The organism is Tessaracoccus defluvii, assembly GCF_014489575.1.
GTDB lineage: Bacteria > Actinomycetota > Actinomycetes > Propionibacteriales > Propionibacteriaceae > Arachnia > Arachnia defluvii.
In genome coordinates this window covers 2951044-2963047 of sequence record NZ_CP060789.1, presented here as the reverse complement: position 1 = coordinate 2963047, position 12004 = coordinate 2951044, and the positions used below count along the sequence as shown (strand labels likewise).

At 63.3% G+C, this 12004-nt stretch carries 7 protein-coding genes and 2 pseudogenes; 2 read left to right on the top strand and 7 right to left on the bottom strand.

What is annotated here, in order from left to right; genetic code table 11:
* The first annotated feature begins 244 nt into the window (after nucleotides 1-244).
* Nucleotides 245-904 (top strand): hypothetical protein, encoded by a 660-nt coding sequence (locus H9L22_RS14060; protein WP_187720466.1) that lies wholly within the window; start codon nucleotides 245-247, stop codon nucleotides 902-904.
* Between the two features lie 7 nt (nucleotides 905-911).
* Here H9L22_RS14060 and dcd read toward each other — a convergent pair whose 3' ends face one another.
* The 3 genes and pseudogenes from dcd to H9L22_RS14045 all read right to left on the bottom strand — a co-directional run.
* Nucleotides 912-1292 carry a dCTP deaminase gene (gene dcd / locus H9L22_RS20530; protein WP_187720465.1) on the bottom strand — a complete coding sequence of 127 codons (381 nt, stop codon included), beginning with the start codon at nucleotides 1290-1292 and terminating at the stop codon, nucleotides 912-914.
* Nucleotides 1293-1506: 214 nt separating this feature from the next.
* Nucleotides 1507-2790: a hypothetical protein gene (locus H9L22_RS14050; protein WP_187720464.1), complete on the bottom strand. Its 1284-nt coding sequence runs from the start codon at nucleotides 2788-2790 to the stop codon at nucleotides 1507-1509.
* A gap of 1467 nt (nucleotides 2791-4257) precedes the next feature.
* Nucleotides 4258-4500 (bottom strand): annotated as a pseudogene (locus H9L22_RS14045) (transposase); the annotation flags it as partial.
* Between the two features lie 193 nt (nucleotides 4501-4693).
* Between H9L22_RS14045 and istA the strand changes: the two are divergent.
* Nucleotides 4694-5890 (top strand): annotated as a pseudogene (gene istA / locus H9L22_RS14040) (IS21 family transposase); the annotation flags it as partial.
* A 637-nt stretch (nucleotides 5891-6527) separates the two neighbouring features.
* On the opposite strand, the gene H9L22_RS14035 reads toward istA, so the two are convergent.
* From H9L22_RS14035 to yicI, 4 genes are all read right to left on the bottom strand, one after another.
* The gene (locus H9L22_RS14035; protein ID WP_226965876.1) at nucleotides 6528-7223 is read right to left on the bottom strand and encodes a carbohydrate ABC transporter permease; all 696 of its coding nucleotides are present in this window, start codon (nucleotides 7221-7223) and stop codon (nucleotides 6528-6530) included.
* A gap of 181 nt (nucleotides 7224-7404) precedes the next feature.
* Nucleotides 7405-8343 (bottom strand): carbohydrate ABC transporter permease, encoded by a 939-nt coding sequence (locus H9L22_RS14030; protein WP_068752789.1) that lies wholly within the window; start codon nucleotides 8341-8343, stop codon nucleotides 7405-7407.
* A 4-nt stretch (nucleotides 8344-8347) separates the two neighbouring features.
* Nucleotides 8348-9607 carry a sugar ABC transporter substrate-binding protein gene (locus tag H9L22_RS14025; protein ID WP_187720463.1) on the bottom strand — a complete coding sequence of 420 codons (1260 nt, stop codon included), beginning with the start codon at nucleotides 9605-9607 and terminating at the stop codon, nucleotides 8348-8350.
* A 35-nt stretch (nucleotides 9608-9642) separates the two neighbouring features.
* A complete protein-coding gene (yicI, locus tag H9L22_RS14020) occupies nucleotides 9643-11970 on the bottom strand; it encodes an alpha-xylosidase (protein WP_187720462.1) in 2328 nt (775 codons plus the stop codon).
* Between the last annotated feature and the right edge of the window lie 34 nt (nucleotides 11971-12004).

The following is a 12004-nucleotide window of genomic DNA, read 5'->3' as shown; positions in this document are numbered from 1 at the left end:
GGCTCACCTATCGCCTTCCGATTCAGGAAGAAACGACCTAGCACTTCACCCAAGGTGTTTCGTGTAGTTGTCAGTTGTCCGAAAGGGGGCGGCCATGTCGTCGAGTGCAGTGGATCCTACTCCTCCCAACCATGACTCGACCGACCGACTCAGCAGTGAGGGGTCCCCGAGTGAGCGAGAGCAAGGTGACGATCCTGCGGGTAAGGGAAGCGCGCTGAGTGAGGGGTCGAAGCAGTGGTTGGCATTGGCCGACAGTCTGTCGCCCGAGCAAGCGCTGAAGAACTGGGCCGCCGCAGGCAAGTTCATCGTAGCAACTGCAGCTCTCTTGGTGACCGTGGCCTCAGGCTTCGGACTGACCTGGCCAGCGGCGGGGAGGTGGACGCAGTCCCTGCTCTTGGCCAACGTCGTTCTGGCTGTCCTGGCGATCACCTGTTCACTCGCTTTTCTGTTTCCCGCGACCAGAGAAATCCAGATTAGGGACCTGGTTGCCGTGGAGGAGTGGTTCGCGAAAGTGAGAGGGCGAGCATGGCTTCTCGGCCTCGCCGCAGTCTTAGTGGCTCTTCAGGCTGCCTGTCTACCGGTTGCTGTCGGTGTGAATAGCCAGCATCGCGAAGACCCCATTATCGCGTTCGGCTACTCAGGAGAGCAGGGAAGGGGCGGGCGGCCGTCAGTATGGCTGACGGTCGGGTGCGAACGATGTGCAGAGAATGAGTACGAGATATTGCTCCAAGGGAAGCAAGCTGGTGTCGGGGAGCCCGAGATGGAGACGGTGCTCGCGGTCCTAGTCCGAACCGACGATAGCGGACGAGCTAGCTACGCTTCAGGGGATATTGAGACTGAGCGATTTGATGCTTGGAGCGTTCTTCTGAACGGTCAGCCAGTGGCGTCCCTTGAAGTGCGCTGACGGGCCGCTACTTACGTCTCGCGGTCGGCGCTCGTCGTAGCCTTTTGATGTCACTGTCCTCCGAAACTCGTGAGAACTCTGGCCATACTGCGAGAGAATACTTCAAGTGAGCCGTCTCAACCGGCGTTGAGAGCTTCGTGAAGACCAACTGTCCGATCCTTTCGCCGGGCGTCAGCGTTATAGGCAGCTGTCCCAGATTGACGAGCTGAAGCGTCACGCAACCTGTGTATCCGGGTTGCACCTGCACAGCAGTCGCAACCAGAAGGCCAAGGCGTCCGTACGAGGAACGAGCGACGACCTGAGCCGTTAGGTCGCTAGGGATGCGCACATACTCATGGGAGGCTGCCAGTACGAGCTCGCCTGGGTGCAGCGTAAATCCCTCCCCCAATCGCGTTCCACAAATTCCTGCATCTCCCTAGAACGCTGAACAAGGCTTCGAACATCGAATCCAACCATCATCGTGCGCTTGAAGGTGATGAATCCCCGGCCAACGCGTATGTCCATGGAAGCACCGTTTATCTGCAGGTGGCTGAGGGGAGCGACCAGAAGCGCATCGTCCGCGCTTAAATTGGGGTGAAACCCCTCAATGCGTTGACCTAAGGTCATCGCGGATTGCACGCCGTATGATGCCGTGTCGTCAGGGGGTTGCCGTCCTGACGGGCCGCTCCATCACCGAATATCGCCAAGAATTCAATATTGTCCAGGCACCTCCCAACAAGGGCATCGAGTTGCCGGGGGTGCGGGTGGCTATCAGATCGGGAGTATGTGGCAAGCCATCCAGCATTGAGTACGTCCTCTGGACTCGCCACGCCTCCCGTTGGCATTTCCACTTGCGGGAATCCCCGCAGGAGAGAGTCGCGCACCTGTTCGACAGATTGCACATTCGCCAGCACATCGTACGATGCTGTGGGAGCGGACTCGACGAGCCCTTGAATGGTCTCAAGGTTTGCGTTGAGTGCTGACATTAGCTGCTCCCCCAGCGGCATTGTCCGCAACTTCTGGGATTGAATCCACGGATCCCAGATAGTTATGAGCGTCTCATATTGCGGGTGTTCAGCTAGACTCGGAAGCGCGTTTATCATGGTCTCTACCCTGAACCATGCCGGTGGATAATCTGGGTCGAGGATGTCGCTGGAGGAGGTCTCAGAGGCAGCCAAGAAGTCAGCCATTGCGGCGACTCCAGCGGGTCCGAATCTCCTCACAGCATATAGATCACAATAGACTTCCCTCGCCCAGTTGAGGAGAGTGCTCTCGAGCCACAACTTTTGCTGTGGCAGTTGATCGCCCACCTCTATGCCGCACTCGATATCCGTGGGGAGCCATTCCTCAGCCATCAGGGTATCCTCAAATAGACCGTTGAGGCTGGCATATATGTGGGCAACCTCATGACCGACAGCGACGGGGATCCAAAGGTGGTGTCCTCCCTCAAGGCGCGGGAGGGTGATGATGTAGATGTCGTCCGGTCGCTTTGGCGCTCTGCCCTTGTTGAGATGAGGCGCGTAAAGGGTGGACCACAGGGTTCCCGCAATTGTGGAGTAGTTATTTGGTTCACCGACCACGAGGAGAGGAAGGCCGGGTATGCCCAAGTCATCCAGTTCCCGGTGAACGGATCGAATCAAGGGTTTGGGCACTCGACTCTGCGAACGGACGAAAATCTCGTCGGCCATTTGCACAAGCGAAGTCAGATATCTGTTCAGCTGTGGCAGGAGGAGATCATCGCGGGCGCTACGTTCCACCATAGCTAGAATAGAGAGGAACTGGCCCTTGGCCTTACTCAAGGCCTCTGCCTCCACCCCGTTCCCGACCGGCACCGACTCAAGATAGTCTTGAAGGGCAGAGAGTCTGTGAACAATGCTCTCAGAGTGGATTCGATTCGCAGGCCTCATGTGCTCAAGCTGAGTATGTTGGAACTATCCGAACGCAACCGTTAGCCAGCAACCCGCCTCGTCTCTGGCGGCTGAGAGACTCCAGCTAGCAGCTCTTCGGCATACTGAGAGAAGATGGCCGAAACGCGCTGGGCAGCGCTCCGATTTGGGCGATGCCAGTCGGCCACCACTCGTAGGTCCCGAACTAGGTTGCGCAAGCTCTCGCTAGCTTCGGATCCGCTCATGCTTCTCTTGGAGTCATCAGCTTGGGCTAGCAGGCTGGGGGTGAGTGTGTTCAGTCGCAGGAAGGAGAAGCTGCTGGGCGCTCGGCGCGCGGGCCGATCTCCTTCAGCGATGTAGCTCGACAGGTCGTCGAGCAATGTGGCCATCTCAACCAGCGCTTCACGTTCGTGGTTGGTGATGCGCCGCTTCTCCAAGCGCTGGCTGGCGGCGTTTGCCACCGTCGCGCTGTGGGCACTGAAGCCGATAGCGGCGTTGACGTCAGCTGGGGTGTAACGAGTGCGAATTGCCCCTCGACCGGAGCGATTCGGCCTCGAGTGTGTCGTGCGGTGTGCCAACTCCACAGTTGCCATTTCTCACACCAATCGGATAGAGGGTCGCCCCTGGGGAGGGTTCAGGGCAGCCCGGGTGTTCAGTCTGCCAGAAGAGTGCTCCCATGAAGCAGGATTGATGACTAGTGTATAGGTAGTCGACAGTTTCTGCAGCTGCGGCGTGTCTAGCGAGATGAGTTGGCGTGGAAGTTGGGGAGCCACCCTGGCGTGCCGCCGAGGTCATGGCACTTCTGCGGCTGGAGCGTCTGTCGTACCAACGGCTCCAAGCGCTGGGGGATCTTGTTTTCGAGCTATCACCGGGAGATGCAGCCTCCCGAGACCTGGTAGGTCCAGGTTCGTGGCGCACTTACACGCCGAAGGACGTGGCGCGCATCTGCGTTGTGATTGAGTTGTGCGGCGACCAAGCGTTCAACAGCCACACAGGGGGGACGAGACACAGGCTGCGGGGAATTGCGCACTTGCGTCGTGCGGCGCGGCTCCTCATGGGCCCGCAATTCAATGTCGCCGATCCGCTACTCGACGTCAGTTGGATCCGCCAGGGCAGGAACCTGCTAGTGCTGCTCGCCGGCGACCTGATCGACCCCCTGTCGGGCCAGAGCTTGGTCCGGTGGGGTTCCGCAGAGATCCCTCGCCTTCTCGACCGGGTCGCGACGCGCTCCGATCCCCAGACGCGTCATCGATTGCTGCAAGCCTTCCCCAGAACCGCTCCCCAGCCAGGTGCAGGGCTCGGGAGCGCGGGGGGGTCGGCAGGTTCTGGAAGCGTGTGATGGCGTCGACGATCAGCCTGGCCCAGGGTGACTCGTGGGCGGGGTGGAGGATGGTTCGACGTCGAGCTCCGCGACCGGATCCATCAACACTCACCACGCTGACCCCTAGGGCATCCGGGACCCCCTTGCGCCAAGGGATGAGAGGCTCATCACAATCCAGGGTGTAGTCGGGGCCTTAATCCGCCGGTCTCGAGGAGTGATCTGGCGATGTAGTTGGTGAGGTTCCGGAAGCCGAGTGCTGATCCACGGAGGTGTTCGAGGCGGCCGTTCACGGCCTCGGTAGGGCCGATCGAGGTCCCGGGGCGGTCTACGTAGGCCAGCACGTCGTCTGCTCGTTTCTTCAGTGTTCGGCCGAGTGTGATCACCTCGGTCAGCGCGGCAGGGACGCCGTTTGTCGGCGGACACGGAAAAATGCCCAGTGGCGGTCATGTAGTTGCCCGCTGGCGGTCATGAAATCTGCCCGATGGTGTCATGGGATCTGCCCGACACGACATCCGTTGCCTGGCCGCGTCCGCGGTCGGCGTCCCTTCCTCGAGTGCGATGAGTGGTGCTGAAGCACTGTTCGTCACCCGGGGAAGGGACATCTTGAAGTCTGCCGAGGAAATCATGGAAATCTTGGATGCTTACGATCTGACTGGGTCGTTGCGTGATTCTGCCGAGTTGGTGGGGTGTTCGCATCACACGGTGAAACGCTATGTGGAGGCCCGTGACAAGCTGGGTGGCCCGCCGTCGGGGACGGCCCGCCGGCCGCAGTTGATCGACGACTATCTGGACAAGGTCGAGGAGTGGGTCGAGCGGTTGAAGGGGAAGGTCTGCGCCGACCGGGTCCACCAGAAGCTGGAGTGGCTGGGCTACACCGGCTCGGAGCGCACCACCCGCCGCGCGGTCGCGGCCGCGAAGACCGCGTTCCGGGTCGGGAACCGCCGGGTCCATCGGCCGTGGGTGACCGAGCCGGGGATGTGGTTGCAGTACGACTACGGCGACGGGCCTGTCGTGGATGGGGTCAAGACGGTGCTGTTCGTGGCCTGGGTCGCGTGGTCGAGGTTCCGGGTGGTGCTGGCGTTGCGGGACAAGACCCTGTTCGCCGCTTTGGATGTCACGTTCCGTCGGATCGGTGGCGTGCCGACGTATGTGTTGACCGACAACGAGAAGACCGTCACCTCCGAGCACATCGCCGGGATCCCGGCGAGGAACCAGCAGCTGGTCGCCTTCGCCCGGCACTATGCGGTGACGGTTCACACATGCGTTCCGGCTGACCCGGCGAGCAAGGGCGGCACCGAATCATCGGTGAAGCTCGCGAAGGCCGACCTGGTGCCCACGGAGGCGAACCTGCTGCCGGCCTATGACACGTTCGCTGATCTCGAAGCAGCTTGCGAGGCGTTCTGCGACCTGGTCAACAGTCGCCCGCATCGGGTGACCCGCCGGGCCCCGGCCGAGATGTTGGCCGAGGAACGCCCACGGTTGCATCCGGTGGCCGGGTCGCCGTTCACGGTCGCGTTCGGGACCACGAGGGTGGTGCCGGAGAACACGCCGATGGTGAACTTCGAACACGGCCAGTACTCCGTCCCTCACCGGCTCTGCGGCGAGACGGTCTGGGTCCGGGTCCACGGCCGCGGCGCGGATGAGCAGATCGTGATCTGCCACCTCGGCGCCGCGGGCCCGGTCGAGGTCGCCCGCCACCTTCGCGGCACGCCCGGCACCCCGATCCTCGACGACACGCACTTTCCGCCCGCCCCGGCCGGGGCCCTGGAGCGCACCCCGAAGCCGAAGACCACCGGCGAGATCCTGCCCCGACCCTGGGACATCACCTCGATCGCCGACCCCGACCTCAGGTGGGACATCTGGCTATGGCTCGACGCCTTCGTCATCTGGCTCAACACCCAACACGCCTGGTACTCCGCAGACCACACCCCATCCTGTTGGCCTGAACATCCACCCCTGGTCCGGGAGCTCGGTACTCTCGCCTTCCTGCGGTTCCAGGCCGGGGAGGCCAACGGCCCGCTGCCGTCGGAGGAGTGGCACCGCTACGCCCTGCCCGGCTACCTCGACCGCAGCCGCGACCAACGCCGCGCCTGCGACGAGAAGCACCAACCGTGGCCTGGTCGGGCCGCCCATACCCGCCACAACGGCGGCGATGCGATCGCGCGCCGGCTCCGCATCTTCAGTGGCGATGTCGACCCAACCGCCGAGGTCGAGGACACGATGACACTCAGGGCTCTCTAGCCGCGTGCACTGGTAGAGGCGCCCGGGGCATGTCCATGTCATCTACGTCTCGAGGGTGGAGATCCTGTCGCCACCCACCCAGCCCACGGGGGATCGGTCATCCGCGCGACCTCGGTGGCGGATGCGGTCCCCCCGGTCCGGGGCTCGGAACCGGGCTGTCACGACCCGGTCCAACCCTGGGTCTGTGGTGCGGATGTCAGCCCTTCGTTGCACCGCTTGCCAGGCCGGCGACGATGTATCGCTGGAGGACGATGAAGAGGATGAGGACGGGTGCGGCGATGACGGCGGCTGTTGCCATGAGGTCGTTCCAGGCTGTTCCGTATTGGCCGATGATGCGGTTGAGGGCGACGGTGAGGGGTTGGATTGATTGTTCTGTGGTGAGGGTGAGGGCGAATGTGAACTCTCCCCAGGCCATGAGGAACGCGAAGGATCCGATCATGATGATCCCTGGGCGGATGGTGGGGATGACGATGCGGATGATGGTTCCGATGGCGCTGAGGCCGTCGATTCTGGCTGCTTCTTCGACTTCGTAGGGGAACATCTTGAAGTAGGGGCGGAGCAGGATCACGGCGAAGGGCAGTGTGACGGAGATGTCGGCCAGGATCATGGAGAGGTAGGAGTTGATCAGGCCGGCTTGTCGGAACATGACGAAGAGGGGGACGGATATCGCGATGGCTGGCAGCAGCTGCACGACGGTGAGCATGATCATCATCGAGGTGGTGACCCGGCCTCGGAGTCGGGCGACGGCGTAGCTGGCGGGGATCGCGATCAGCAGGGTCAGGACGAGGACGGATGTGGCGATGATGGTGCTGTTGAGGAACGCTTTCGGGATCCCGTAGGTGGGGGAGAAGACCGCGGCGTATGAGCCGAGGTAGAGATCTTCTGGGACCATCTGGGGGGTACGGCGAACATGTCCTTGCCGGTTTTGAGGGACGTGTTGATCATCCAGTAGACCGGGAACAGGTAGGCAGCTGCGATGAGCCACGCGATGGCGGACTTGAGTGCCGCTGAGCGTTTCGCGGTGGAGCGGCGCATCGGGGGGCGGGCGGCTCTCGGGGTGGTTGGAGGCGTGGTCATCTCTCCTCCTCGTTGAGGCTCTTGACGTAGAAGTAGGACAGTGCGAGCGGCAGGATCAGCGTCAGGGCTGATGCGGCTGCGCCGGTGCCGAACTGGAAGAAGCTGAAGGTTTCCAGGTAGGTGTAGATCGGCAGGGTGGTGGTGGAGTTGACGGGTCCTCCGCGGGTCATGGTGTAGATCAGGTCGAACACCTTGTAGGTGTTGATCACTCCGAGGAGCAGTACGGAGATGGACACCGGGGCCATGAGGGGGTAGGTGATGTTGGTGAACTGGCGCCAGCGTGACGCGCCGTCGACGGAGGCCGCTTCGTAGAGGGAGTCGTCGATGAGGTGGAGTCCGGAGAGCAGCAGCAGCATGTTGAAGGGGATGCCGACCCACAGGTTGGCGATGATGACAGCGATCATCGCGGTGGCGCCTTGGGAAAGCCAGCGGACGGGTTCGTCGATGAGGCCGAGAGTGGTCATGAAGTGGTTGAGGACGCCGTAGTCGGTGTCGAAGACCCATCGGAAGACGGTGGCGGTCACGACCGGGGGCAGGATCCAGCCCACCAGCAGCAGCGCGCGGATGGGTCCGTTGCCGGGGAAGGGCTTGCGGAAGAACAGCGCTAGAGCGAACCCGAACACGTACTGCAGCACGAGGCAGGCGACGGTGAAGATGAGGCTGAGGAGCCCGGAGTGCCAGAACTCGGGGTCGGCCAGGACTGTGCCGTAGTTCGCGGCGCCGATGAACTGGAGGGAGCCGGAGATGAGGTTGGCTCCCTGGGCGTCGGTGACGCTGAGGTAGAAGTTGTACAGCAGGGGGAACGCCAGGAACACGGCGATGTAGATGAGTGCGGGGGCGGCCAGGGCCAGGCCCAGGCGCCGCATGCTCGTTGCGTGAGCGGAGCGGCGGCGCCTGGCTGGCGTCGTGGCCTCGGGAGCGAGGCGGGTGGTCATGGGATCAGGGGAGCAGGGGGGTGATCGTCTGGGCGGCTTCGGAGGCGGCGTCTGAGGGGGAAGCTGCTCCGGTGAGGACCTTCTGGAGGGATTCCTGCACGGCGGCCGAGATCTCGTTGTACTTGGCTCCGTAGGCGCGGGCGTGAGCGGAGGCCATCTGGGCTTCGAAGACCTGCATGTCGGGATCCGACGACAGGGCCAGCTTGCCTTCGAGGTCGACGCGGCTGGAGAGCTGACCTGATTCGTCGCAGTAGATCTGTGCGCCTTCGGTGCTGGTGAGGTACTCGAGGAACTGGACCGCTGCTTCGGGCTGGGCGGCTTGGGCGAAGGTCACCACGTTCTCGCCGCCGAGTCCGGTGGCGGGTTCTTCTCCTGCGGCCAGGGGTGCGACACCGTAGTTGATGCCTGCTTCCTTGAGGTTCTGCAGTTCCCACGGTCCGTTGATCATCATGGCTGCCTTGCCGTTGACGAACTGGGTGCGGGCATCCTCCTGGGAGTAGTTCGCCACGGAGCTGGACATCGATCCGTCATCGACCAGGTCCTTGAGGAACTGCAGGGCGGTGGCGCCGTCGGTGTCGAAGCTGTCCAGATCGCCGCCGGTCTGCCACAGGAAGGGCAGGAACTGGAAGGTGCCCTGCTCGTTCTTGACGCCACTCATAGCGATTCCGGCGGTGTCGGCCGAGCTGAGGGCCTTGGCGGTGGAACGCAGTTCGTCCCACGTCGTCGGGGCTTCGAGGCCCGCCCCGTCGAACATGTCCTTGTTGTAGTAGAGGGCCAGGTTGTTGCTGTTCAGCGGCAGTCCGTAGGTTTTGCCGCCGACCTGCGTGCTCGACCAGGGGCCTTCGTAGAAGTCGTTGGCGAGGCCGCCGACCTGCTCGGTGACGTCCTGCAGCAGCCCCAGCGAGGCGAAGTTCTGGGTGTCGACCACGTCGACGATGGCCACGTCGGGGACTGAGCCACCGACGCCACCCTGAACGATGGCCTTGGCGAGGTCGCCGTAGGCGAACGAGGTGCGCTTGACCGTGATGCCCGGGTTGGCCTCCTCGAAGGCCGCCACGGCGCTCTCCATGGCGGTGTGGCTGGCGCCTTGGCCGAGGTAGTCCCACACTTCCAGGACCACTTCTTCGCTGCTGCCGGCGGCGGTGGCAGATGCGGGTGCGGTGCCTGTGGTGTCTTGGTTGGCGCCGCAGGCGGTGAGGGTCAGGGATGCCAGCGTCAGCGCTGCGATCCCGAATGTGCGCCACTTGGTGGTGCTGTTGCCCATGGAGGTGTCCTTTCGTGGGGCTGGATTGATCCGGCTCATCCGAGACGGAAGATCAAGGTGTTGTCGTGGGGGGACAGGACGGTGCCCGAGGTGAGCTCGGACGCGGTGGGGGCGTCGCTGGTGGTCCCGGCGACGAGGTGGCTGGGGGAGTGGCCGACCAGGACTGCGTGCCAGGGACGCTGTGTTCCGGTCGCGGTCACGGTGACCTCGTCGCCGTCGCGGGTGACGCAGAACTCGGCCAATCCGCCGGATCGGTGGCGGACCCGCACTGTGCGGGTGCCTTCCTGCGGCCGAACGAGGTACAGGTTGAGCCCGTCGCACCAGTCGTAGTCGGGTCGGTCCGTCGTGGCGCCGATCGGCAGCACTGTGCCGTCGGGGACCAGCACCGGGAGGGTGGTCAGGTCGTGAACCTGACGTACCCAGCCGCGGGTCGGGAGGTGGTCGCCGGTGAGGATGTCGGTCCAGCCGTCGGTGGGGAGGTACACGTCGACGTCCCCGGACTCGGTGAAGACGGGGGCGACCAACAGATCTGGTCCCAGGAAGTACTGGGTGTCCACATGAACCGCGCCGAGGTCGGCCGGGTGCTCCAGGATCGTGTGGCGCATCAGCGGGACGCCGGCGTCGGTGACGTCCTGGGCATGGGTCATCAGGTACGGCATGAGACGGTTCTTCAGCGCGATGAATCGGCGGGCCACCTCGACGGCCGTCTCGCCGTAGTTCCAGGGCACACGGTAGGAGTGGGACCCGTGGAGACGGCTGTGTGAGGACAGCATCCCGAACGGGAACCACCGGATGAATACCTCGTCGTTGGGGGTGCCTTCGAAGCCGCCCATGTCGTGGCTCCAGTACCCGAATCCAGACATCCCGAGGGACAGGCCGCCGCGCAGCGTTTCGGCCATAGACACGAAGGTGGGCTCGGAGTCGCCGCCCCAGTGGACGGGGAAGGCCTGTCCGCCTGCCGTGGCTGCGCGGGCGAACACGATGGCTTCGTCCTGGCCACGTTCCTCCGCGATGGCCTCGTACGCGGCCTGGTTGTAGAGGTAGGAGTAGTAGTTGTGCATCCGCTGAGGGTCAGACCCGTCATGCCACACCACATCGGTGGGGACGCGTTCTCCGAAGTCGGTCTTGAACGCGTCGACGCCCTGGCGCATCAGCTTCTTCAGTTCGTCCTTCCACCACTGCCGAGCTGCAGGATTGGTGAAGTCGACCCACGCCATGCCCGATTGCCAGTGATCCCACTGCCTGACCGTTCCGTCGGCCCGCTTCAGCAGGTAGCCGTGCTTCATCCCCTCAGCGAAGAGGTGGGACCGCTGTCCGATGTAGGGGTTGATCCACACGCACACCTTGAGACCACGGTCGTGGTAGCGGGCGAGCATCCCTTCGGGGTCACTGAACTTCTGCGGATCCCAGGTGAAGTCGCACCAGTGGGACGGGCGCATCCAGTAGCAGTCGAAATGGATGACGCTCAGCGGGAGCTCGAGCTCCTCCATCTTGTCGACGAAGCCGTTGACGGTCGCTTCGCTGTAGTCGGTGGTAAACGACGTCGACAGCCACAACCCGTAGGACCAGGCCGGGACCTGAGGAGCACGACCCGTCAGCGCGGTGTACTTGCGCAGGATGTCCTTGGGGGAAGGCCCGTAGATGACGAAGTACTCCAGCTGCTGGCCCGGAACGGAGAACTGCACACGCGTGTTGATCTCCGACGCCACCTCGAGCGAGACATGCTCAGGATGGTTGATGAAGACCCCGTATCCGGCTGTGGTGAAGTAGAAGGGAACGTTCTTGTAGGCGTGCTCAGTCGCCGTGCCGCCGTCGTCGTTCCAGATCTCGACACTTTGACCGTTGCGCACCACAGGACCGAAACGCTCACCGAGCCCATAGACACTCTCACCCACGGCAAGCGTCAGCTGCTCGTGCACATAGACCTGACCATCGGGGGCAGTTACCAGGCCGGTGCTGCGGGGAATGGCCGAGGTGAGGGTGCGGCCGCCGCCACGGAACGTCAACGTGTACTGATCGGCACCGGCAACGCTGACCTCCAAATCACCCGCCCGCACCGACCCGGTGCTGCCCTCTGCCTGTGCAGTGTGGGCGACCTCGGGATCAACGGTCAGCGGGAAGTGTGGCGTGCTGTCACCGGCCCCTTGGAAGTGCTCGACGCGCACCCGCACAATGTCAGCGGCAACCGCCTCAACGGTGGTGGTCACCATCGGCGAGTCGAGCTCGTCACCGTGCCGGCGCACCACACGGGTAGGCGAGTAGGCCACGAACCCCGCGCCGGACGGCACCACCTCCTGCACCTGGCGGGGGTGTTCCACGGTGAAGCCCTGCTTCTTCACCCAGTAGCCCTCGGTGAACTTCATGAATCTCCTTATTCGAACCGGTTCGAAGCCGTGT

Coding starts and splice junctions, on each gene's coding strand:
- H9L22_RS14025 (WP_187720463.1), bottom strand. CDS start 9,607: ATGGGCAACAGCACCACCAAGTGGCGCACATTCGGGATCGCAGCGCTG.
- H9L22_RS14030 (WP_068752789.1), bottom strand. CDS start 8,343: ATGACCACCCGCCTCGCTCCCGAGGCCACGACGCCAGCCAGGCGCCGC.
- H9L22_RS14035 (WP_226965876.1), bottom strand. CDS start 7,223: ATGGTCCCAGAAGATCTCTACCTCGGCTCATACGCCGCGGTCTTCTCC.
- H9L22_RS14050 (WP_187720464.1), bottom strand. CDS start 2,790: ATGAGGCCTGCGAATCGAATCCACTCTGAGAGCATTGTTCACAGACTC.
- yicI (WP_187720462.1), bottom strand. CDS start 11,970: ATGAAGTTCACCGAGGGCTACTGGGTGAAGAAGCAGGGCTTCACCGTG.